The 20,507-nt window shown below is 71.4% G+C and carries 22 protein-coding genes; 7 read left to right on the forward strand and 15 right to left on the reverse strand.

From position 1 onward, the window contains the following. The 4 genes from OIE74_RS03405 to OIE74_RS03420 form a co-directional block, all read right to left on the reverse strand. Positions 1-2,319 carry a putative bifunctional diguanylate cyclase/phosphodiesterase gene (locus OIE74_RS03405; protein WP_443076013.1) on the reverse strand — a complete coding sequence of 773 codons (2,319 nt, stop codon included), beginning with the start codon at positions 2,317-2,319 and terminating at the stop codon, positions 1-3. Continuing rightward, positions 2,316-3,128, reverse strand: coding sequence for an SAM-dependent methyltransferase (locus OIE74_RS03410; protein WP_329392152.1), 813 nt, complete (start codon positions 3,126-3,128; stop codon positions 2,316-2,318). Before OIE74_RS03410 ends, OIE74_RS03405 begins: the two co-directional genes overlap by 4 nt. Positions 3,129-3,334: 206 nt before the next feature. Beyond that, complete coding sequence (locus tag OIE74_RS03415) at positions 3,335-4,279, reverse strand: SCO0930 family lipoprotein (RefSeq protein WP_329378244.1); 945 nt, start codon at positions 4,277-4,279, stop codon at positions 3,335-3,337. A gap of 95 nt (positions 4,280-4,374) precedes the next feature. Further along, the gene (locus tag OIE74_RS03420) at positions 4,375-5,019 is read right to left on the reverse strand and encodes a hypothetical protein (RefSeq protein ID WP_329378246.1); all 645 of its coding nucleotides are present in this window, start codon (positions 5,017-5,019) and stop codon (positions 4,375-4,377) included. A gap of 74 nt (positions 5,020-5,093) precedes the next feature. On the opposite strand from OIE74_RS03420, the gene OIE74_RS03425 reads away from it, so the two are divergent. Together OIE74_RS03425 and OIE74_RS03430 are read left to right on the forward strand one after the other, a co-directional pair. Then, positions 5,094-5,858 (forward strand): bestrophin-like domain, encoded by a 765-nt coding sequence (locus tag OIE74_RS03425; RefSeq protein WP_329378248.1) that lies wholly within the window; start codon positions 5,094-5,096, stop codon positions 5,856-5,858. 292 nt (positions 5,859-6,150) lie between these two features. Beyond that, complete coding sequence (locus OIE74_RS03430; RefSeq protein WP_329378250.1) at positions 6,151-6,738, forward strand: hypothetical protein; 588 nt, start codon at positions 6,151-6,153, stop codon at positions 6,736-6,738. Between the two features lie 158 nt (positions 6,739-6,896). Here OIE74_RS03430 and OIE74_RS03435 read toward each other — a convergent pair whose 3' ends face one another. Then, positions 6,897-7,382, reverse strand: a complete 486-nt coding sequence (locus tag OIE74_RS03435) for a hypothetical protein (RefSeq protein ID WP_329378252.1) — start codon at positions 7,380-7,382, stop codon at positions 6,897-6,899. Between the two features lie 322 nt (positions 7,383-7,704). Between OIE74_RS03435 and OIE74_RS03440 the strand changes: the two genes are divergently transcribed. After that, the gene (locus OIE74_RS03440) at positions 7,705-8,364 is read left to right on the forward strand and encodes a class F sortase (RefSeq protein ID WP_329378254.1); all 660 of its coding nucleotides are present in this window, start codon (positions 7,705-7,707) and stop codon (positions 8,362-8,364) included. A gap of 67 nt (positions 8,365-8,431) precedes the next feature. Here OIE74_RS03440 and OIE74_RS03445 read toward each other — a convergent pair whose 3' ends face one another. Next, a complete protein-coding gene (locus OIE74_RS03445) occupies positions 8,432-9,292 on the reverse strand; it encodes a polysaccharide deacetylase family protein (RefSeq protein ID WP_329378256.1) in 861 nt (286 codons plus the stop codon). 183 nt (positions 9,293-9,475) lie between these two features. Here OIE74_RS03445 and OIE74_RS03450 point away from each other — a divergent pair, with 183 nt between their 5' ends. Beyond that, on the forward strand, positions 9,476-9,937 hold the full coding sequence (locus tag OIE74_RS03450; RefSeq protein WP_329378258.1) for a universal stress protein: 462 nt from the start codon (positions 9,476-9,478) through the stop codon (positions 9,935-9,937). A gap of 36 nt (positions 9,938-9,973) precedes the next feature. Here the strand turns inward: OIE74_RS03450 and OIE74_RS03455 are convergent, their stop codons facing one another. Further along, positions 9,974-11,176, reverse strand: a complete 1,203-nt coding sequence (locus OIE74_RS03455; RefSeq protein ID WP_329378260.1) for a CapA family protein — start codon at positions 11,174-11,176, stop codon at positions 9,974-9,976. A gap of 271 nt (positions 11,177-11,447) precedes the next feature. Here OIE74_RS03455 and OIE74_RS03460 point away from each other — a divergent pair, with 271 nt between their 5' ends. Continuing rightward, complete coding sequence (locus OIE74_RS03460) at positions 11,448-12,026, forward strand: sigma-70 family RNA polymerase sigma factor (RefSeq protein ID WP_189108488.1); 579 nt, start codon at positions 11,448-11,450, stop codon at positions 12,024-12,026. Here the strand turns inward: OIE74_RS03460 and OIE74_RS03465 are convergent. After that, entirely contained in the window at positions 11,963-12,208 is a 246-nt protein-coding gene (locus OIE74_RS03465) for a zf-HC2 domain-containing protein (RefSeq protein ID WP_329378264.1), read from the reverse strand. The genes OIE74_RS03460 and OIE74_RS03465 overlap by 64 nt on opposite strands. Before the next feature lie 61 nt (positions 12,209-12,269). On the opposite strand from OIE74_RS03465, the gene OIE74_RS03470 reads away from it, so the two are divergent. After that, positions 12,270-12,815: a hypothetical protein gene (locus OIE74_RS03470; protein WP_329378266.1), complete on the forward strand. Its 546-nt coding sequence runs from the start codon at positions 12,270-12,272 to the stop codon at positions 12,813-12,815. A 57-nt stretch (positions 12,816-12,872) separates the two neighbouring features. Here the strand turns inward: OIE74_RS03470 and OIE74_RS03475 are convergent, their stop codons facing one another. The 4 genes from OIE74_RS03475 to OIE74_RS03490 form a co-directional block, all read right to left on the reverse strand. Next, entirely contained in the window at positions 12,873-14,069 is a 1,197-nt protein-coding gene (locus OIE74_RS03475; protein WP_329378268.1) for a histidine kinase, read from the reverse strand. Continuing rightward, the gene (locus OIE74_RS03480) at positions 14,066-15,553 is read right to left on the reverse strand and encodes a sodium/solute symporter (protein ID WP_329378270.1); all 1,488 of its coding nucleotides are present in this window, start codon (positions 15,551-15,553) and stop codon (positions 14,066-14,068) included. Before OIE74_RS03480 ends, OIE74_RS03475 begins: the two co-directional genes overlap by 4 nt. Further along, a complete protein-coding gene (locus OIE74_RS03485) occupies positions 15,550-15,912 on the reverse strand; it encodes a hypothetical protein (RefSeq protein ID WP_329378272.1) in 363 nt (120 codons plus the stop codon). The genes OIE74_RS03480 and OIE74_RS03485 overlap by 4 nt, the downstream gene beginning before the upstream one ends. Before the next feature lie 110 nt (positions 15,913-16,022). After that, the gene (locus OIE74_RS03490; RefSeq protein ID WP_329378274.1) at positions 16,023-16,772 is read right to left on the reverse strand and encodes a LytR/AlgR family response regulator transcription factor; all 750 of its coding nucleotides are present in this window, start codon (positions 16,770-16,772) and stop codon (positions 16,023-16,025) included. A gap of 102 nt (positions 16,773-16,874) precedes the next feature. Here OIE74_RS03490 and OIE74_RS03495 point away from each other — a divergent pair, with 102 nt between their 5' ends. Then, on the forward strand, positions 16,875-17,543 hold the full coding sequence (locus OIE74_RS03495) for a zf-HC2 domain-containing protein (RefSeq protein ID WP_329378276.1): 669 nt from the start codon (positions 16,875-16,877) through the stop codon (positions 17,541-17,543). A gap of 18 nt (positions 17,544-17,561) precedes the next feature. Here OIE74_RS03495 and OIE74_RS03500 read toward each other — a convergent pair whose 3' ends face one another. From OIE74_RS03500 to OIE74_RS03510, 3 genes are all read right to left on the reverse strand, one after another. Then, the gene (locus OIE74_RS03500; RefSeq protein ID WP_329378278.1) at positions 17,562-18,428 is read right to left on the reverse strand and encodes an Fpg/Nei family DNA glycosylase; all 867 of its coding nucleotides are present in this window, start codon (positions 18,426-18,428) and stop codon (positions 17,562-17,564) included. A gap of 69 nt (positions 18,429-18,497) precedes the next feature. Next, positions 18,498-19,364: an amidohydrolase family protein gene (locus tag OIE74_RS03505; protein WP_329378280.1), complete on the reverse strand. Its 867-nt coding sequence runs from the start codon at positions 19,362-19,364 to the stop codon at positions 18,498-18,500. Then, entirely contained in the window at positions 19,361-20,335 is a 975-nt protein-coding gene (locus OIE74_RS03510) for an aldo/keto reductase (RefSeq protein WP_329378282.1), read from the reverse strand. Before OIE74_RS03510 ends, OIE74_RS03505 begins: the two co-directional genes overlap by 4 nt. Positions 20,336-20,507 lie beyond the last annotated feature (172 nt).

Below are 20,507 nucleotides of genomic sequence, written 5' to 3' on the forward strand. Positions count from 1 at the left end.
TCAGACCGCGTCGGCCAGCGACAGGGTGTGCAGCATCTCCGGCGGACCCGGACGCGCGTAGTACCAGCCCTGCGCCGTGTCGCAGCCGAGCATCCGCAAGTGCTCCGCCTGTGTCCCGGTCTCCACGCCCTCCACCGTCACGGCCAGCTCCAGGCTGTGCGCCAGGGAGACGATCCCCTCGACGATCTTGAGGTCGACGGGGTCGGCGGGGTGCTGCTGCATTCCCTGGGTGAAGGAGCGGTCCAGTTTGAGCACGCTCACCGGCAGCCTGCGCAGATTCGCCAGGTTCGAGTAGCCGGTGCCGAAGTCGTCCAGCGCGATGTCGACGCCCATCTCGGCGAGTTGCCGCAGCGGCTTGAGCAGATCCTCGTCCGCGCCGATCAGCGCGGACTCGGTGACCTCCAGACAGAGCGAGCCCGGTTCGAGACCGACCCGTTCCAGCACGTCCACCGTGTCGGCGACGAGGCCGGGGTGGTGGAGCTGGGCGGGCGAGAGGTTCACGTTGATCCGCAGCGGGCCCGCGAAGGTGCCGGCCGCCAGCTCCTCCTGCCAGGCGCGGGCCTGGCGTACGGACTGTTCCAGCACCCAGCGTCCGAGCGGCACGATCAGCCCGGTGTGTTCGGCGAGCGGGATGAAGCGGTCCGGGCCGAGCACCCCGTGCGTCGGGTGGCTCCAGCGCACCAGCGCCTCGGCGCCGTGCACCGTGCCGTCGGCGAGATGGACCAGCGGCTGGTACTCGATGAAGAACTCGCCGCGCTCCAGCGCGGTCGGGAGCGACGTGGTGAGCCCGTGCCGGGTGATGGCGCGGGCGTCGGCCTCGGCGTCGGCGTGCTCGAACCGGTTGCCGCCCGCCGACTTGGCCCGGTACATGGTGATGTCGGCGCTGCGCAGCACCTCGGCGGCGCTGAACGCGCCCGCCTCGCCCTCGACTATGCCGATACTGCCCCGGACGGTGAACTCGCGGCCGTCCAGGCTGATCGGGGTGGCGAGCACGCCGAGTATGCGCGACGCGAGGTCGTTCACCTCGCGCTGGGTGTCGGGTCCGGTGGTCAGCGCCACGAACTCGTCGCCGCCGAGCCTGGCGACCATCTCGCCGGGGGCCGTCGCACAGCTCTGGAGGCGGTCCGCGACCTCGACCAGCATCCGGTCGCCGGCGGAGTGGCCGAGGCTGTCGTTGATAGCCTTGAAGCCGTCGAGATCGAGGTAGCAGAGGCCGAAGCGGGCCGGCGGACGGGTTTCCGGGGCGGTTTCCTTCGGGGTCGCGCCGGCGCCGTCCCGGGCGCCGGTCTCCGGCGGAGCCTCCGCGCCGTCCCTGACGGCTTCCTTGGCGTCCTTGACGTTGGCATCCCTGGCCGGGTCCCTCGCGGGGGCCAGCGCCTTCTCCAGACGCTCGAAGAACAGCGTCCTGTTCGGCAGTCCGGTGAGGGCGTCGTGCGTCGCCTCGTAGCGCAGCCGCAGATTGAGCAGCCGCCGCTCGGTGGTGTCCTCCAGCAGTACCAGCTGGTACTGCGGCACTCCGTCGACGTCACGGAGGAGCGAGACCGTCAGATTGGTCCACAGGACCGTGCCGTCGTTACGGAAGAAGGGCTTCTCCGTACGGAGGTTCTCGCGTTCGCCGCGTATCAGCTCACCGTGCATCCGCCAGACCTGCGGGACGTCGTCGGGGTGCACCCACTCGCTGACGTTCCTGCTGCGGACATGGTGTTCCAGGCCGCCGAACATCTGGGTGAGGGTGTCGTTGACCTCCAGCACACGTCCGTCGAGATCGGCGATGCCGATCCCGATCGCCGCGCCCTCGAACACCGCGCGGAACCGGGCCTCCGTGGCGTGCAGCGCGTCCTCGGCGGCGCCGCGTGCCGCGAGCGCGGAGCGGGCGATGGCCTCCTGCTCGGCGAGGGTGCGCTCGCGCAGCGCCAGGGCGTACCCGGCGGCGAGCGCGTGCTGGAGCCGGGCGCAGCGCGCCCGCAGCTCCTCGGCGGCGAGGTCGTCGGTCGGATCGGCCGCCGCACCGCAGTACAGCACCAGATAGGCGTCGACGACCCCGAGGGAGCGCGCGAGCGCCTCCGGGTCCGTGCAGTGCGCGGCCACCAGATCCGCCCCCACGCCGGACGCAGGCGTGGCGTCGAAGATCTTGTGGTGCAGAGCGTCCCTCAACCGGCGTGCCAGGGGCAGCAGATGGTGTTCGAACTCGGGCCGGGTCAGTGACGTGGCCGTCGCCGGGAAGATCGCGCGGCTCCAGATCGTCGCGAAGCGCCTGAGCCGGTCCTCCACTCCGTCCGGTTCCGCCTCGGCGTCCGGGACCTCCGCCGGCGCCATCACGCCTTGCGTCCCACGCCGGCGAAGCCCGTCAGCGCGTACGGGTCCTCCTGGCCGTCCGGGCTCTCGGGCCGCCAGTTCCCCATGGGCACCAGACCGGGCTCGACGAACTCGTAGCCGTCGAAGAACCCGGCGATCTCGTCGCGTGTGCGCATGACCAGCGGGTTGCGGACTTCCTGGTAGACGCCGACCATGCCGGCGACCTGTTCCTGGGGCAGCGGGATGCCGGCGTGAGCGGCGTGGCACACGGCTATGACGCTGCCGGGGGCAAGGGCCTCGCTCAGCTCGGTCACGGCCGCGACGGGTTTGTCCTCGTCCTCAAGGAAGTGCAGGACGGAGATCAGCAGCAGACCGACCGGCCGGTCCAGGTCGAGGAGTTCGCGCACCTCGGGGCTGTCGAGGATCTGCCTGGGTCTGCGGAGATCGGCCGCCACGATGCCGGCCTTGTCGTTGCCTTCGAGGACCGCCCTGCTGTGCGCGACGGCGACCGGGTCGTGGTCGACGTACACCACCCTGGCGTCGGGGTCGGCGGCCTGGGCCACCTCGTGCACATTGCCGAACGTGGGAATGCCGGAGCCGATGTCGAGGAACTGGGTCACGCCCTCGCCAATGGCGAATCGGACGACACGGCGCATGAACGCCCGGTTCGCCTGCATGATCTTGGGCAGTCCCGGCATGAACCGCATTGCCTTACGGGCCGCTTCCCTGTCCACTTCGAAATTGTGCGAACCGCCCAGATAGTAGTCGTACATACGGGAAACGCTCGGCACCGATATGTCGATGCCTTGCGGTGCCCAGGCGGGACGCTCCATCGAGATCTCCAACAAGTCGCCAGGGTGAACGGCCTTGTACATGGCCGGTGTTCGAGCCGAGGCTACTGATCGCCCGCCAAGAGAGCGAGCCAAAACGGAAATTAGCGGTCCGTTCTCGGTCACACCTGAACCCGGCACGCAAGCGGTCCGCTGTCACGCGCGGGTGCGTGACAGCGGACCGATCGGCCGGAGGCGCGACGTGGGGACTACTTGGGCGCTCCGACCAGCTTGGAGTCGGGAGCGACGGCGTACCAGGTGCCGCCGACGCCCTGACCATTGGTGTCACCGGGCTTGGCGTCCCCGGCGAAGGTGTAGATGGGCCAGCAGTCGATGGTCTGCTGCTTGATTCCGTCGGGCCGGTCGAACGTCACGAAGCCCTTCTTGATGATGCCTTCGGTGTCGTTCTTGTCCACCGGAGCGACTACCGGCCACTTTTCGAGGCAGGCGCCCGTGCAGGCCGTCTTCATGGGCCACGCACTGTCCTTCTTGAACCGATATACCGTCATACCCTTGGAGTCGACCACGATTTCGCCGAGCTTGGGATCCTTTCGCACGGACAGTCCGGCGAGATCGGCCTCACTGCCGCCGGCCGCGTCCGCGCCGCCCGCTCCGGGAGCGGCCTTCTTTCCGTCGGGAGCGGAGGCGAACCAAGTACCGCCCACACCCTGCCCGTTGGCGTCACCGGGATTGGTGTCCTTGGCGTAGCGGTACATCGGCCAGCCGCCGAGGGTCAGTTGCTTGGTGCCGTCGGCGCGGGTGACCTCTCCGATCTTCGAGGCGTCGGTGCCCGCGGCGGCCTTGACGTCACCGGCGGCGACGACCGGCCATGCCTTCTCGCACTCGCCCACACAGTTCGACTTCGGGGGCTCGGCGGTGTCGTTGTCGAACCGGTAGAGCGTGAAGCCCTCGCTGTCGGTGACGACCTCGCCGAGCTCCTTGCTGTCCCAGACGGCCAGTTGGCCGGCCGTCTTGGGCTCGGCCGCCGACTCGTCGCCGTAGCCGCTGTCCGAGCCGTAACCGGCGTCGGCGGGTGCGGCGGCGCCGACGGCCTCACCGTTGGGGCTCTCACCCTTCTCCTGACCGCACGCCGTCGTCAGGGCCAGGACGGCCACCGCGGTCACCGCGAGCGAGGCGTTCCGCCAGGTGTTCATGTCAACTCCCGTAGTTCGTAAGCCAGTTGGGGCGCCAGGCCGCGCCGTTCATGGTCCTAAATACGCACGGGAGGGTGAGGAGCGTTCAACGCCTCTCAAAGAATCTTCAGAAAGAAACCTGGCGAGCCCCGAATCCCCCCGATCAGGGGAATCAGGCGCCTTTTCGGCACGACGTGGGGCGCGTTGACCGATGCTGCCGCCGTGTACCGATCATTCGCCGTGCGGATCCTGGCCGTCACCGGACTCGTCTGCATACTCAGCGCGCCCGTCCCCGCCGTCGCAGCCGTTTGCGTCTCGGCCTGGGCCGGGCCGGGCGGTGCGGGCGCGGTCGTCGTCATCGGCGACGGGCCCTGCTGGCCCGAACCGCCGCCGTCACCGCCACCGCCACCGCCGTCTCCGTCGCCCGAACCTCCGCCCGAGCCGTCGCCGTCGCCGCCGGCTCCCGAGCCCCCGCCGGAGCCCTCGACACCGCCCAGGTCCGAACCGGAGCCGGCACCCGAGCCCGAGCCGCCGGTGGTCGCCGAGCCCGCGCCCGTACCGCCGCCGCCCTCGCCGCCGCCGGTGCGGCCCGCGGTCGCGCCGCCCGCCCCGCCGCCGCCCGTCACGCCCTCGCCGCCCGCCGCGCCGTCACCGTCGCAGTCGGTGCCGAAGGCCGGTCCGCCGGAGGTACGGGTCCTGCCCGCGTACAAGTCGCCGGTCCGCGAGCGGCCGTCGAACAGCACCTCGGTCGTAATGCTCATGCTCCTGCTCACGGCACCGGCGGTGCTCGCCGCCGCCATCCTTCGCCCCCGTTCCCGCTAGTTGACGGAGACCCATGTCGGAATGGCTTGTCCTGACCCTCGCCATGGCCGCGGCCTGCGCGGTCGTCGTGGCCATCGTCCTGATCAACAACCGCCGGGTGCCGGCCGACGACGATCCCTCGGAGAGTCCTGACGTCCTCGAATACATGACGATGATGATCGGCGTGGTCTACGCGATCGTGCTCGGTCTGGCCATCGCGGGCGTCTGGGAGGCGCGCGGCGGCGCCCAGGAGTCCGTACGCCAGGAGGCGCAGGCCCTGCACGAGGTGCAGGCGCGGTCCGAGGTCTACCCGGCCGAGGTCCGCGACCGGATCCGGGGCGACGTCGACGCGTATGTCTCGTACGTGGTCGACACCGAGTGGCCCTACATGTCGGAGCACGAGAGTCTCAGCGAGAAGGGAACGGCGCTGCTGGAGCGGGTACGGCGGAGCGTCACCGACTACGTGCCCGCCGACGACCACGAGGCACAGGCCTACCAGCCGCTGGTCGACCAGGTGGCGGCGGCCGACGACGCGAGAGGAGCCAGAGGGGAGAACGCGGGGGCGACCATGCCGGGGGTCGTCTGGTTCGGCCTCATCACCGGCGCGGTCGTGACCGTGGGGCTGATCTTCACGCTCCAGATCCGGCGCAGTTGGCGGGAGCTGCTGCTCGCGGGGCTGTTCAGCGCCCTGATCGCCTTCCTGCTCTTCCTGATCTGGGACTTCGACGCCCCGTACGGCCGGGGCATCGCGGCCACGGCGGGCCCGTTCACCGATCTGTTCCCGCACATCCGTATGTAGGGCCGTCCGCCCTCGGTGGCCGGACGGGATCGCGGCAGCGGCCCGTCCGGCCACCGGGCCGCGCGGCGCCATGCCGTGCCTGCCGTGCCGTGCCGTGCCGAGGGCGGAACACGGGCGCTCTTCCCGTCCGTCGGCGACCCGCGCGGACCAGTCGGGTGACGGGACAACCCGTTCGCCCGACTGAGATCGCGGCCGCGGTGGGGCACTCCTAGCGTGCCGGGTATCGAGGTGCATTTCCCGCCAGCCGCGGAAATCAGTTCCGCACTGCCCCTCGGAGACCGGAGGGTTGTCCATGCGCGCGATACGTGCCGCGTCCGCCGCTCTACTGGGAGCGGCCGCACTCGCACTCACCACGCCCGCCACGGCCATGGCCGCGCCGGCGGCCCCCACGCCGTTCGGCTTCGCCGTCACGCCTTCGGTGATCGCCGCCGGCGGCCAGGTGACTCTCACGGTCACCAACTGCAGCAGCACCGCCACCGCCGAGTCCGGGGTCTTCGACGACACCCCCATCCCCTCCGGAGGATCGGCGCGGGCCTCCATCTTCTGGGACGCCAAGCCCGGAGCGATGTACGAGGTGACCTTCACCTGCAACGGCCAGCAGGGCACCACCGACCTCACCATCTCGGGCGGCACCCCGTCGCCCACGCCGACCCGGACGTCGACCGCCACCCCGACCCGGACACCGAGCCCGGTCACGACCCGCACCGCGACCACCAGTTCCACGGCGATCGCGCCTCCCGGCGGTGTCCGCGGTGGACTCGGCGGCAGCTTCATCGGCATGAACGCCACCGAGCTGGCCCTCGGCACCGGCCTGGTCGCCGCGGCGGCGGCGGGGACCGTCCTGGTCATGCGCCGCCGCTCGGCGAGCCGTAACCACTGATCTCGCGCCGTCGGCCCGCCCTCCCCGTCCGTCCGTCCGGGCAAGCGCGGAAGGCATGGGGAGCGCGGAGAGCCCGGAGAGCGGGTCCAACGCCCGTCGCCCCAAGTCCTGTCCGGGACTTGGGGCGACCGGCATCCGCCGTACGGAGGCCCGGCCGGTCAGACGAGCGCGTTGCTCGTACGGCGGCGGCGGGCGATGAAGACCGTGCCGCCGACCGCGGCGGACGCGACCAGACCGGCGCCGACCGCCATCTCGGTCGAGCTCGGGCCGATGGAGCCACCGAGGCCGCCTTCCGCGCCCTGTCCGGCCAGCACGCGGAAGCGGTGGGTCGCGATGCGGCTGTTGTCGCTGCACTTGACGGACAGGTTGTAGTCGCCCGGCGTGGCGTGGTTGTGGATCCGGGCCCTGGCCTCCGAGTGCCCCGAGGAGTTCACCGAGAGCTGCGCCTTGGGGAAGGCGTTGGACGTGACCGTACCGCCGTGACCACAGCCCTCGACGGTGATGTGCAACGTACCGCCCTGGTGAACGGCGAAGGGGTTGACGGTGATGTTTCTCGGACCGTTGGTGGCCCCGGCCAGCGGGGCGGAGAGCGCCACGGCGGCGCAGGCCGCGGCAGTCACCATGAGAGCGCGTGAAGCACGCATCGTTGAGCCTCCAGCGGAAGACGCCCCAAAGCGGTGCTCCGGGAAATTCGACGAGTACGCCCTCCATGACGAACCATCACCGGACAGCACATTCGACGCATTTCGGCACTGGTCCACACCGGTGAGGCGACACGCCGACAGAGCGCGGCCGGAGCTGACGGACCCGCAGGTCACAGAGCGTCAGAGGTTTTTTGTATGACGAGTACTCGAATGGGGCAGCCGAGCCGGCGCGGACGGCCGCACCACCCATTCGCCCTCCAGTTCTCGCCGACCGGGACCCGCGCGCTTAGCGTGCGTAGCAGGCGCCCACGAAGGGAGAAACATGGGCCTGGACCACGGCGGCTCGGAGCGGAGGAGACACTCGCCCTGGGGCGTTCTGGCTCTTGTCATGCTCTCTGGTCTCGCACTGATGCGGAACGGGGCCGATGTCTCCCTCGGCCCTCCGCAGCCTGCCTCGGCCGCTGCTCTGGACACCCGGCAGGAAGCGGTGACCCAGCCGGAGACCGTCCCGATCGTGAAGCCGCTGCCGTACGCCCCCATGTCCCGGGTGACGATCCCGTCGATCAAGGTCGACGCCCCGGTGATGGACGTCGGGCTCGACCCGGAGGGCTGGATCGCCGCCCCGCCGCCCCAGGACGCCAACATGGCGGGCTGGTACCAGAACGGCGTCGCCCCGGGCCAGCGCGGCACCTCGGTGGTCGTGGGCCATGTCGACAACCAGGCGGGGCCCGCGGTCTTCTACGGCCTCGGCTCGCTGAGCAAGGGCGAGCACATCGAGGTGACCCGCTTCGACGAGCGGGCGGCGGTGTTCGAGATCTACGGCGTGGAGGTCTTCTCCAAGGACGACTTCCCCGGGGCCCGGGTGTACGGCGACACGGGCCACGCCGAACTGCGTGTGATCACCTGCGGCGGCGGCTACTCCAAGGCGGGCGGTTACGACGGCAACGTCGTGGTCTTCGCCCGTCTCGTGGAGACCCGCTGAGCGCGCCGACCGGCCGCGGTACGGCGGTGGTGGGTGGCCGGCGCGCGCCGGCCACCCACGGCCGCCGTCAGGGTCTCGGAACGGTGATGCCGTACCCCCGCCGCAGCAGCCGGGGCAGATAGTCCCGGAGCGCGGCCACGCTCTGCGAGCGGTCGCCGCCCGCGTCGTGCGACAGCACGACCGCTCCGGGCGCCGCCTGGTCGATCACTCTGCGGACGATCTTCCCGGTGCCCGGCGACTCCCAGTCGAGGGTGTCGAGGCTCCAGGCGAGCGGCTCCATACCGAGGTCGGCGCCGATCTCGAAGGTGTGCCGGTTCCAGGCACCGTACGGGGCGCGGAACCAGGCCGGTGGCCGGCCCAGCGTCCGCTCGATCACCTCGCTGGTGCGCTCCATCTCCGAGCGGATCCCGCCCGGCCGCAGCTTCGGCAGCTCCGGGTGGGACCAGGAGTGGTTGCCGACGATGTGCCCGTCGTCGGCGATCTCGCGCAGCAGGTCACGCCGGCCCGTGGCCATGCCGCCGCAGACGAAGAACATCGCCCGTACGTCGTGCCTGCGCAGCGTCTTCAGGATGCCGGGGGTGTAGCGGGGGTCGGGCCCGTCGTCGAAGGTGAGCACCATCGAGCGGCCCAGCTCCGGCAGTTCCAGTAAGGGCTCGCGGCGTACGGGAAGCTTGGCGGGACGGTATTCGGGCGGCTGGAAATCGGTCATGGGACTCAGCCGGTAGGAGGACGGCGGCCGGGGCAGGGCCGCGGCCCGCGGTCCCGCCGCCGGGGAGCCCCCCGGCGGGCCCTCGGTCGCCGGACGCCCGGGGGTGTGGGCCTCTCCCGCGGTGAGCAGCCGGGTCAGCCCGACGGTCCCGAGGACGGCCGCGATACGCAGCACGGCCCGGCGCCCCGGAATCATCTGGTTCTTCGTGATGGCGTCCATGGCCAATGGCTCGCACGGCCGGTGCGTCCTGCCCCTCAGCGACACCGTGGAGGGCCGGGAAAGCACCCGATGGGATGAGCCGATGAGCTTCGTCCGGGCCGCACTCCGATGGACGGCGTACCGGGGGCTTCACCCCGGCCACCCGCCTGGGCGCTTCTCCCGGGAGCCGATAGCCTCTCTGCCGTGACGGATCAGCAGCCCTCCCCCTTCGAGCGTGGCACGGACGGCCCCAAGGTGATCGTCGCCGGTGTGGACGGCTCCGAGTCGTCGCTGCGCGCGGCGTCGTACGCCGGTGGTCTCGCCCGGCGGCAGAACGCCCTTCTCGCCGTCGTGTACGTGCAGCCGCTGCTGCCGTCGGGCGCCGCCCTCGGGGCCCCGGTCGCCGACACGACCGAGGAGATCGCCGAGAGTCTCGCCGAGGAGATCCGCGCCAACGCGGAGCGGGTCAAGGGCATATGGGACGTCCGCTGGGAGTTCCACACGCTGCGCGGCGACCCCTACAACGGGCTGGTCACCGCGGCCGACGACCTGAAGGCGGACGCCGTGGTGGTGGGCGCGTCGGAGTCGGCCGGGCACCGGTTCATCGGCTCGGTGGCGGTGCGGCTGGTCAAGGCGGGCCGGTGGCCGGTGACGGTCGTTCCGTAGGGCGACGGCCGATGGGTGCCGGGTGTCAGCCGCGTGTCAACGGCCCATCGTCAGGCCGTCCTTGGCGGCGCCGCGCGAGAGTACCGCCGCCTCGATCGCGGACCGCGTGGCCCGGTAGCCGTCCCTCGCCGGGTCGTTGTCCCGCACCCGCGACAGATTGACCACGCGTCCGGCGTTGTTGTCCATGGTCTGCGGGATGAACTCCGCCTTCGTCACCGGCCAGCGCTCCCCCCTGGCCGCGGGCGGCGCGAAGGTGAACCGGCCGATCGAGCCCTGGGTGCCGCGCGGGTCGTGCTGTCCGGCGTTGTTGGTCATCTCGCCGGCGATCTGGTCACCCATGCCGTAGATGATCCAGGTGCCGTTGACCTTCTCGTACGCCTGCGGGACATGGACGTGCGTGCCGACGATCAGGTCGATGTCGGGACGGCCGTCGGTCGCGGACGCGGTGAGCCGCCGGCCGAGGTCCAACTGCCTCTCGTCCGGCGCCTCCTGCCACTCCGTGCCCCAGTGCATGCTCACGACGACGACGTCGGCGCCCGCCGCGCGTGCGGCGCGCGCGTCGGCGACGATCTTCTCCTCGTCGATGAGGTCGACGGCCCAGGGCTGTCCGGCCGGCAGCGGGATGCCGTTGGTGTCGTAGGTGTAAGCCAGTTGGGCGATCTTCGCGCCGCCGGCTTCGAGCAGCGCGGGCCGGGTGTCCTCGTCGGCCGAGCGGGCCGAACCCACGTGCTTGACACCGGCCTTGTCGAGCGCGCCGAGGGTACGGGTGATGCCGTCGACGCCGGCGTCCAGGGTGTGGTTGGAGGCGGTGGAGCAGGAGTCGTAGCCGGTCGCCCTGAGCGCGGTGGCGACCTCGGGCGGCGACTTGAACGACGGGTAGCCGGTGAAGGGTCCGCCGTCGGGGCCGTACACCGTCTCCATGTGGCAGATCGCGACATCGGCGGCGGAGACGACGGACTTCACCCCGGAGAGCATCGGTACGAAGTTGTGCCCGGTGCCGCCCGCGTCGACGTTGGCCCGGGCGATGACGGAGTCGTGCGGCAGGACGTCCCCGGAGGCGACGAGCGTGAATCCGCCCCGCTTTCCCGCCTCGCCGCTCGCCGAGGAGCCCAGCCCGGTGCCGTTCCTGACGGGGCGCTCGGAGTCGGGGCCGGAGTCGCCGCCTCCGGCGCATCCCGCGGCCGTGGCGAGCAGCAGGGCAGCGGCGGCCATCGCTCCGTGTCGCATGCGCGTCGTCATCGGTCAGGCTCCTTCATGGATGAGGAAGGCGACCAAACGGTCAACGCATACATATCGTCATATTAATACGACTAATGCTCCCGAACCGGTGAAGCACCCGAAAGGGATGAAGCGGATCGGCCGAACCGTTCACCGCACCACTCGCCGCGCGGAGCGACCGCTCGTCGCAGACCCTTGTGAGCCGTCTGTCCCCGGACGTACCGGATGCGTTCCGATACGCCAACGGCGACGACGCCGAACACCCGGACCCCCGCGAGAAGGGACGTTCACGATGACCACCGCCACGGCCACGGCGACGACCGACGAGCGGGCGCTGGCGGAGTTGCAGCGCGAGCACGGCGCCGCGCTGCTCCACTTCCTGCTCGGTCTGACCTACGGCGACCGGCAGCGCGCCGAGGACCTGCTCCAGGAGACACTGGTCCGCGCCTGGCAGCACCCCGAGGCGTTCGAGGGGCCCTACGAGTCCATGCGGCCCTGGCTCTTCACCGTGGGCCGCCGGCTGGCGATAGACGCCCGCCGCTCACGTCTGGCCCGCCCGGCCGAAGTCAGCGACGGCGTACTCGAAGCCACCCCGGAACCCGGCGATCCCACGGAGCGGTCCGTCGCCGCGCTCGACGTACGGCAGGCGGTGAAGTCGCTGAGCCCGGAGCACCGCGCCGTCCTCGCCCAGATCTACTTCAAGGGCCTGAGCGTCGTCGAGGCCGCTCAGGTGCTTGGCATACCGGCCGGAACCGTCAAGTCCCGCTCCTACTACGCGCTGCGCGCCCTCGGCCGCTCGCTGCCGGGCTACCACAGGTCCTCCTCGTCGAAGAGTGCGAGGAGCGCCGCGCCATCGGCCACCTCCGCATAGTCGGCGGCGCACCTGGGACAACCGTCCAGGTGCTCGGAGATCAGCCGGTCCTCATCGGGCGTGAGCCCTCCCAGCGCGTAGGCACCGAGCTGCGACCGCACATGCGGGTCACCGCCGGCCTCACTCGTCACAATCGCCTCCGGTCCGCTGTCCGATCCTGCTCTTCTGGCCACGCTGGGCACCGGCCGCCGGTTCAATGCTCGGTGAAGCAGCGTCCCCGGAGAGGAAGGAAGGCGGAAAACAATGCGTCCGGAACGTCATGACGAAGGCCGTGGTGGCGGCCTGCTCGTCCCCATGGCATGGATGTACGCGGAGTACGTCGCCGACGAACTGCTGCGCACCGGCGACCTGATGCCGCCCACCACACTTGAGTACCGGGCCGGCCGCGACGCCCTCGCCCTGACCATCTTCCTGTCCGACGGACCGGTCGGCGGCGCCGGCGGGGTGGCGCGGATGGCCGAGTGGCGGACACTGACCGCGTACGGCACCGGTTGGCGTGAATGGGTCTGTCACCAGCTTGACCTGCTGGAGACCCGCGCCTTCCAGGCGGAACGGACCGGGACCGCCGGCCCCGACCCGGATCTGGAGCTGGCCCTGGCCGCCTGGCGGTGGCTGGAGGAGACCGAACTGCTGGCGCCGGATCTCGACGCGATGGGTGCGCAGGGCGGTGACCCGCGCGCCGACGGTGACGTGGGCGCGGAGGGGCACGAGGAGGAGGGGCCGCAGGTGTGGACCCCGGCATGGCAGCTGGGGCTGCCGCTGGGGCATCTGGCGATACATCTGTTCTGAGGCCGCCGACCCTCTCACCCCTGAACTCCCGTGCGCCGCCCCGCTCCTGAGGCTGGTTCAGGTGCCGTGCACACCCGCGCGGTACTTGGGGATCCGTACCGCGATCCGCATTCCCGCCCCCACCCCCGTCTCGATGACGAGCCCGTAGTCGTCCCCGTAGACCTGCCGCAGCCGCTCGTCCACGTTGAGCAGTCCGATGCCCGTGGACAGCCCTCCCTCGCCGCGCAGGATGCGGCGCAGCCGCTCGGGGTCCATGCCCACCCCGTCGTCCTCGATCACGACCTCCGCCTCCGAGCCGGCGTCGAGGGCGCTGATGGTGATGTGGCTCATCGTGATCTTGCCTTCGAGGCCGTGTTTGACGGCGTTCTCGACGAGCGGCTGGAGACAGAGGAACGGCATGGCGACCGGCAGCACCTCGGGCGCGACCTGGAGGGTGACCGAGAGGCGGTCGCCGAAGCGCGCCCTGACGAGTGCCAAGTACTGGTCGATGGAGTGCAGTTCGTCGGCGAGGGTGGTGAAGTCCCCGTGCCTGCGGAACGAGTAGCGGGTGAAGTCGGCGAATTCCAGGAGCAGTTCACGGGCGCGCTCGGGATCGGTGCGGACGAACGAGGCGATGGCGGCCAGCGAGTTGAAGATGAAGTGCGGTGAGATCTGGGCGCGCAGCGCCTTGATCTCCGCCTCGATCAACTGGGTGCGGGAGCGGTCGAGTTCGGCGAGTTCGAGCTGTACGGAGACCCAGCGGGCGACCTCGCCCGCGGCCCGCGCGAGGACCGCCGACTCCCGTGGCGCGTAGGCGACGAGAGTGCCGAGCACCCGGTGGTCGACGGTCAGCGGCGCGGCGACGGCCCAGCGCAGCGGGCAGTCCAGATCGCCGCAGCCGCTCGGGAAGGCTGTGCCGCGTCCGCTGCCGAGCAGGGTCTGCACATGGTCCATCACATGCTTGCCGTGGTGCTCGCCGAGGCCGTCCCAGGCGAGCACCCGGTCCCGGTCGGTGAGGCAGAGCGCGTCGGTCCCCAGCATCGAGCGCAGCCTGCGGGCGGCCTTGCCCGCGCTCTCCTCGGTGAGTCCGGCCCGCAGGGGCGGCGCGGCGAGCGACGCGGTGTGCAGGGTCTCGAAGGTGGCGTGCTCGACGGGCGTACCGACGTCGCTGGTCCGGTCGGGGCGCCCGCGTCCGGTACGGCGCCCGAGCACATAGCCCGCCGCGAGCAGCAGCGGGCCGAGCACGATCAGTACGGCGAGGGCGGCTCCGCTCATCGGGGGCCTCCCCTGGCACCGGGCATCAGGGCCTCCGGCAGATGGAAACGGGTCATGGCGGCCTTGGTCCCCGGTGGTATCCGCGACTGGGTGGCCAGCGAGACCAGGATCATCGCGAGGAAGCCGACGGGGACCGACCAGACGGCGGGCCAGGCGAGCAGGGCCTGCGGCCAGCCCGACCGTACGGCGCCGCTGACCGTGATCACGATGGCCACCAGCGCCGATCCGCCGCCGAGCAGCAGCCCCGCGATCGCGCCGGGCGGGGTGAGCCGCCGCCACCAGATGCCGAGCACCAGCAGCGGGCAGAACGACGACGCGGAGACGGCGAAGGCCATCACGACGGCGTCCGCCACCGGCATGCCGCTCATCAGCAGCGAGCCGCCGAGCGGTACGAGGATGGCGAGCAGGGTCGCCAGCCGGAAATGCCGTACGCCGCGTGAGGGCAGCACGTCCTGGGTGAGCACCCCGGCGACGGCCATGGTCAGACCGGACGCGGTGGACAGGAACGCGGCGAAGGCGCCGCCCGCGACGAGCGCGCCGAGCAGATCGCCCGCCGTGCCGCCGATGACCAGATCGGGCAGCAGGAGGACGGCGGCGTCGGCGTCCGTACCGAGGTCGAGCGCGGGGGCGTGCAGCCGCCCGAGCGCGCCGTACACCGGCGGCAGCAGATAGAAGCCGCCGATCAGGGCGAGCACACCGACGGTGGTCCGGCGGGCCGCCCGGCCGTTGGGGCTGGTGTAGAAGCGGACCACGACGTGCGGCAGGCCCATGGTGCCGAGGAAGGTGGAGACGATCAGTCCGTACGTCGCGTACATCGGGTGGTCCGCGCGGCTCGACATCTCGGTGAGGTCGAAGTCGATCGCGGGTCGTCCTTCGCCCTGCCAGGCGAGCAGCAGGAAGATCGCGGGGACGAGCAGGGCGGTGAGTTTGAGCCAGTACTGGAAGGCCTGTACGAAGGTGATGCTGCGCATGCCGCCCGCGGCGACGGCCACCACCACGACGACCGCGACGAGGACGGCACCGAACCAGTTGGGCGCGCCGGTCAGGATTTCCAGCGTGAGGCCCGCGCCCTGGAGTTGCGGCACCAGATAGAGCCAGCCGGCACCGACGACCAGCACGCTGACCACGCGCCGTGCGGGGCGGGACTCCAGACGCCCCTCGGCGAAGTCGGGGAGGGTGTACGCGCCGGAGCGCCGGAGCGGGGCGGCGACGAAGATCAGCAGGACCAGATAGCCGGCGGTGTAGCCGACCGGGTACCAAAGCATGTCGGGGCCGTGCAGCAGGAGCAGGCCGGCGATGCCGAGGAACGAGGCGGCGGACAGGTACTCGCCGCTGATCGCGGCGGCGTTGAGGCCGGGGCGCACGGTGCGGGAGGCCACGTAGAAGTCGGAGGTGGTGCGGGATATGCGCAGGCCGAAACCGCCGACGAGGACGGTGGCGACCACCACGACGGCGACGGCCGTCACCGTGTAGCTCTGGCTCACGGCAGCGGCCGGCCCTTCACCAGCCGGGCGAAGTCCCGCTCGTTGCGCTCGACGCGCCGTACGTACCACCAGGCCAGCAGGGTCAGCAGCGGATAGGCGGCGACCCCGAGCACCACCCAGACGACGGTGGGGTCCCCCAGCGCGGCGAAGGCGAGCGGGAGCGTGCCGACGACCGTGGCCAGCAGCGCGAACGCGGTGAGCCCCGCGCGGAGTTGGCCGCGCATGAGCGAACGGACATAGGCGTCGCCGAGCGCGGTCTGCTCGTCGATCTCGGCCTGGGCGCGATAGCGGGGCAGCGGGCGCACCCGGCGCGGTTCGCCGGTGACAACCTCGCGCTTGGGGGCGGATTCCGCGGTCATGCTGTCTTCTCCCCCTCGTACCTCGGTCGTGCCAGGGCCGGAGTGTAAGCAGATCGTCAAGCCGGATGGAACCCCCGGCACACCCCTGCTCCGCCCGGTGAAGAGCCTGGTCAGCGGCCGGGCAGCCGCATCAGGAGATCGCGTACGGCTCTGGCGTGCCGCCTGCTGACGGCCAGTTCCGCGTCACCGACGCGCACACTCATGGCGCCGGCGTCCAGGCGCAGTTCGTCGATCCGGGCCACGGCGACGAGATGGCGGCGGTGGATCCGGACGAAACCGCGGGAGCGCCAGCGCTCCTCCAGGGTGGTGAGCGGGATTCGGACCAGATGGCTGCCCGTGTCGGTGTGGAGTCTGGCGTAGTCGCCCTGGGCCTCCGCGTAGACGATGTCGGCGACGGGGACGAAGCGGGTCACTCCGCCGAGCTCCACCGGGATCTGGTCGGTGGAGGTGTCGACGACCGGGCCGCGCTCCCCCACCAGTTCGGCGACGCGGCGCACGGCCTCGGCCAGCCGCTCCCTGCGGACGGGTTTCAGGACGTAGTCGACGGCCTTGAGGTCGAACGCCTGGACGGCGAAGCCCTCGTGGGCGGTGACGAAGACGATCAGCGGGGGCTGGGCGAAACCCGCCAGGAGCTTGGCGACATCGAGTCCGGTCAGTCCCGCCATGTGGATGTCGAGGAAGACGACGTCGACGGCCGCCGGGTCGTCGGGACCGGCGTCCAGTGCGGCTCCGATACGGCGCAGCGCCTCGGTCGCGCCGGTGGCGCCCTCGGCGCCGCGGATCCGTGGGTCGGCGCGGAGAAGGTACAGCAGCTCTTCGAGGGCCGGCTCTTCGTCGTCCACGGCCAGTACACGCAGCATGACGGGGAAGTTTAAGGGCTCTGGGGCCCGCTGAGTCCGGACCGTGATGTGGATAAGCAGGCGGGCTTGAGTGTTTTGCCTTCGCGCGCCGTATGAGGGGGCATGCGGACCCCGGAGATCCATCGCGACGTCGGCGCCTACGCGCTCGGCGTGCTCGACGCTGCCGATGCTTTCCGTTTCGAGGACCATCTCATGGACTGCCCCCAGTGCACACTGCTGTTGGGGGATTTCGGCGGGGTGCGGGGTCAGCTCGACGAGTACACGCGGCAGACGCCCCCGCGGGTGGCTCCCTTCGTGTCGGCGGGGCCCGAGCTGCTGCACCGGATGCTCGAAGGGACGGCGGCCCGGCGGCGGCTGAGCCGAAGACGGCGGCTGGCGCTGGTCGCCGCGGCGGTGGTGATCGCGGTGGGCGGCCCGTTCGCGATCGTCGAGACGCGGGGGGACGGCGGCTCCCCGGGGGCACCGACCGCCGAGCGGTGGACGGCGACGGACCGCAGGACCGGGACGGCGGCCGTCGTGACGGCGGCGGAGAAGGGCTGGGGCACGGATGTCGCCCTGGAGCTGTCGAAGTCGACGGCGGCCGGGGTGTGCGAGCTGGTCGCCGTGGGCCGTGACGGGTCGGAGGAGACCGTGATGACCTGGTCCGCCCGTGGGGACGGCGGGGGGCCGATGGTCACCTGGGGCGGCGCCGCGCTGCGGCCGTACGAGATCGACCGGTTCGAGGTGCGGACGGCGGCCGGGCACCGGCTGATGACGGTACGGGGCGGGTGACGGGGGCGCGCCGTGGGGCTATTTGAGGAAGCGTGACGTCGTGCGGTCGGCCAGCGGTTTGCCGCCGGTCTGGCAGGTCGGGCAGTACTGGAGCGAGGAGTCGGCGAAGGAGACCGACCTGATGGTGTCGCCGCAGACCGGACACTCCTCACCGGCCCGCCCGTGCACCCGCAGACCGCTCTTCTTCTCGGCCTTCAGCCGGCCCGCCGCGACGCCCCGCGAACGCTCGATCGCCGAGTTCAGCGTCGAGCGCATGGCGTCGTACAGGACGGTGATCTCGTCTTCCGTCAGATTCTGGACCGGCTTGAAGGGCGACATCTTCGCCGTGTGAAGGATCTCGTCGCTGTAGGCGTTGCCGATGCCCGCGATCAGCCGCTGGTCCCGCAGGGCGCCCTTGAGCTGCCGCCGCTCGCCTGTGAACAGTGCGGCGAGCGCGTCCCGGTCGAAGGCGTCGTGGAGCGGGTCGGGACCGAGGGTCGCGATGGCCGGGACCTCGAAGGGGTCCCGTACGAGATGGACGGCGAGCCGCTTGGTGGTGCCCGCCTCGGTCAGGTCGAACCCGTCGCCCTCGGCGAGCACCGTCCGCAGCGCGAGCGGCCCCTTCCCGGGGCGTGGCGGGGCCGGCGGGAACTCATCCTTCCAGCGCAGCCAGCCCGCGCGGGCCAGATGGACCGCGAGGTGCAGGCCGGAGTCGCCCGCCACGATGTCGAGCCACTTGCCGTGGCGCTCGATCGCGCTGACGGTGGTGCCGGCCAGGGCGGCGAGCGGGGGGTCGTAGGTTTTCAGGACGTTGATCGTCAGGGGCAGGACGCGAACGATCTCCTTGCCGACCAGATGGCCGTCGAGGAACTCTCGCAGCGCTTCGACCTCGGGAACTTCGGGCATGCCCCCAGGGTGCCGCACCGCCGGGGCAAACGCCGGGTGAGCATGGCACGAGGGGGCCGGAGCCGCTGGTCAGAGGCCGTAGACCGTGGTGGCCGTCCCGCCGAAGACCGCCCGCCGCTCGTTCCCGCTCAGGCCGGCGGTCAGCTCGCGGGTGACGTCCACGACCTCGCCGTAACTGGCGGCCAATCGGCACACCGGCCAGTCCGAGCCGAACATCAGGCGCGCGGAGCCGAACGCGTCGAGCACGGTCTCGGTGTACGGGCGCAGCGTGTCGGCCGTCCAGGAGTCCCACTCGGCCTCGGTGACCATGCCGGAGAGCTTGCACACGACGTTGGGCCGGGCGGCCAGCGCGCGGATATGGCCGGCCCAGGGGTCGAGGCCGCCGGAGGCGATGGGCGGCTTGCCGAGGTGGTCGAGTACGAAGGTCAGCTGGGGCAGCAGTGCGGCGACCGCGGTGGCCGCCGGCAGCTGGTGCGGCAGGAGGATCAGGTCGTACGCGAGCCCGGCGGCGGCCACGGCGGCGAGCCCGTGCCGTACGCCGGGACGCAGCAGCCACTCGGGGTCGGGCTCGCCCTGGACCTGGTGGCGGATTCCCACGAGCTTGTCGCCGCCGGGCAGCGCGCGCAGCGCGGCGAGAGTGTCGGCGACATCGGGGGCGGTGATGTCGGTCCAGCCGACGACACCGGCGATCAGCTCGTTCGCGTCGGCGAGTGCGAGGAATTCGGGGGTCTCCTCGGGGACCGTGACGGTCTGGACGAGCACGGTGGCACCGACGCCGGCGGCGCGGGCCTCGGGAGCGAGGTCGGCGACGGTGAAGTTCCGCCGGATGGGTGCCATGGCGGGACCGGTGATCCAGTCCTGGTCGCGTACGGACAGGTCCCACACGTGGTGGTGGGCGTCCACGACGGGCGCGGAGGTGGTCGGCTGCCGGTTCATCGGGCGTCGCCCTCCAGCAGGCCCTCGGCGCGCAGCTCGTCCCAGAGCGCGTCGGGGACCGTACGGCCGTACATCTCCGCGGCGTCCTGGACCTCGCCCGGTGAGCGGGTCCCCACGAGGACGCTCGCGACGGCCGGATGACGAAGGGGGTAGGCGATGGCGGCGGCGCGCAGGGGGACGCCGTGCCGCTCGGCGACGGACTTGATACGCAGGGCGCGCTCCAGGAGGGCGGGCGGCGCCGCCGCGTAGTCGTAGGTCGCGCCCGGTCGCGGGTCGGCGAGCAGCCCGGAGTTGAAGACGCCGCCGACGATCACGCTCCGGCCGCGCGCGGCGGCCTCGGGGAGCAGTTCGGCGAGGGCGGACTGGTCGAGGAGCGTGTAGCGGCCGGCGCACAGGACGACGTCGATGTCGGTGTCCCGCAGGAACCGGGTGAGCACGCCGGTCTGGTTCATCCCGGCCCCGATCGCACCGACGACTCCCTCGGCGCGCAGCCGCTCCAGCGCGGGGTAGGCCTGCGCCAGGGCCTCGGCGACGTGGTCGTCCGGGTCATGGAGGTAGACCATGTCGATCCGGTCGGTGCCGAGCCGCTCCAGGCTGTCGTCGATACTGCGCCGTACGCCGTCGGCGCTGAAGTCCCATACGCGACGGTGCGTGGCGCGCACGGCGAAGCCGTTGTCGAGGTCGTCACCGTCCGCGAACGGCAGGGGCTCAAGGAGCCGCCCCACCTTGGTCGACAGCGTGTAGTCGCCCCGGGGCCGGCCCCGCAGTGCCTCCCCGACGCGACGCTCGGCGAGGCCGAGACCGTAGTGCGGCGCGGTGTCGAAGTAACGTATGCCCGCGCCCCAGGCGGCATCGACCGCCGCGGCGGCCTGGTCGGGTTCGACGGGGGTGTAGAGATTCCCGATCCCGGCGGATCCGAAGGAGAGCTCGGACACGCCGACCTCGCCGCGTCCGAGGGTGTTCTGCCGCATTGCGCTGTGCCTCCCGAAGTTGACACCGAGAATATTCATCGGATGACTGGGGTGGCGTCAACACTTTTGGGCGGGCGAAGTGTGTGGTGACCGGGGCTGTTCGGCTTCGGTCGGCACGGTGATCGGGACCACCACCGGACGGCGCGGGCAAGGGCCGAATTGTCGGACCTAT

This window comes from Streptomyces sp. NBC_01716, assembly GCF_036248275.1.
GTDB lineage: Bacteria > Actinomycetota > Actinomycetes > Streptomycetales > Streptomycetaceae > Streptomyces.

What these genes read in the sequence shown, in the direction of transcription:
- OIE74_RS03410 (WP_329392152.1), bottom strand. Translation starts at nt 3,128, where the DNA reads ATGGAGCGTCCCGCCTGGGCACCGCAAGGCATCGACATATCGGTGCCG.
- OIE74_RS03415 (WP_329378244.1), bottom strand. Translation starts at nt 4,279, where the DNA reads ATGAACACCTGGCGGAACGCCTCGCTCGCGGTGACCGCGGTGGCCGTC.
- OIE74_RS03420 (WP_329378246.1), bottom strand. Translation starts at nt 5,019, where the DNA reads ATGAGCATTACGACCGAGGTGCTGTTCGACGGCCGCTCGCGGACCGGC.
- OIE74_RS03425 (WP_329378248.1), top strand. Translation starts at nt 5,094, where the DNA reads ATGTCGGAATGGCTTGTCCTGACCCTCGCCATGGCCGCGGCCTGCGCG.
- OIE74_RS03430 (WP_329378250.1), top strand. Translation starts at nt 6,151, where the DNA reads ATGCGCGCGATACGTGCCGCGTCCGCCGCTCTACTGGGAGCGGCCGCA.
- OIE74_RS03435 (WP_329378252.1), bottom strand. Translation starts at nt 7,382, where the DNA reads ATGCGTGCTTCACGCGCTCTCATGGTGACTGCCGCGGCCTGCGCCGCC.
- OIE74_RS03440 (WP_329378254.1), top strand. Translation starts at nt 7,705, where the DNA reads ATGGGCCTGGACCACGGCGGCTCGGAGCGGAGGAGACACTCGCCCTGG.
- OIE74_RS03445 (WP_329378256.1), bottom strand. Translation starts at nt 9,292, where the DNA reads ATGGACGCCATCACGAAGAACCAGATGATTCCGGGGCGCCGGGCCGTG.
- OIE74_RS03455 (WP_329378260.1), bottom strand. Translation starts at nt 11,176, where the DNA reads ATGACGACGCGCATGCGACACGGAGCGATGGCCGCCGCTGCCCTGCTG.
- OIE74_RS03460 (WP_189108488.1), top strand. Translation starts at nt 11,448, where the DNA reads ATGACCACCGCCACGGCCACGGCGACGACCGACGAGCGGGCGCTGGCG.
- OIE74_RS03470 (WP_329378266.1), top strand. Translation starts at nt 12,270, where the DNA reads ATGCGTCCGGAACGTCATGACGAAGGCCGTGGTGGCGGCCTGCTCGTC.
- OIE74_RS03475 (WP_329378268.1), bottom strand. Translation starts at nt 14,069, where the DNA reads ATGAGCGGAGCCGCCCTCGCCGTACTGATCGTGCTCGGCCCGCTGCTG.
- OIE74_RS03485 (WP_329378272.1), bottom strand. Translation starts at nt 15,912, where the DNA reads ATGACCGCGGAATCCGCCCCCAAGCGCGAGGTTGTCACCGGCGAACCG.
- OIE74_RS03490 (WP_329378274.1), bottom strand. Translation starts at nt 16,772, where the DNA reads ATGCTGCGTGTACTGGCCGTGGACGACGAAGAGCCGGCCCTCGAAGAG.
- OIE74_RS03495 (WP_329378276.1), top strand. Translation starts at nt 16,875, where the DNA reads ATGCGGACCCCGGAGATCCATCGCGACGTCGGCGCCTACGCGCTCGGC.
- OIE74_RS03500 (WP_329378278.1), bottom strand. Translation starts at nt 18,428, where the DNA reads ATGCCCGAAGTTCCCGAGGTCGAAGCGCTGCGAGAGTTCCTCGACGGC.
- OIE74_RS03505 (WP_329378280.1), bottom strand. Translation starts at nt 19,364, where the DNA reads ATGAACCGGCAGCCGACCACCTCCGCGCCCGTCGTGGACGCCCACCAC.
- OIE74_RS03510 (WP_329378282.1), bottom strand. Translation starts at nt 20,335, where the DNA reads ATGCGGCAGAACACCCTCGGACGCGGCGAGGTCGGCGTGTCCGAGCTC.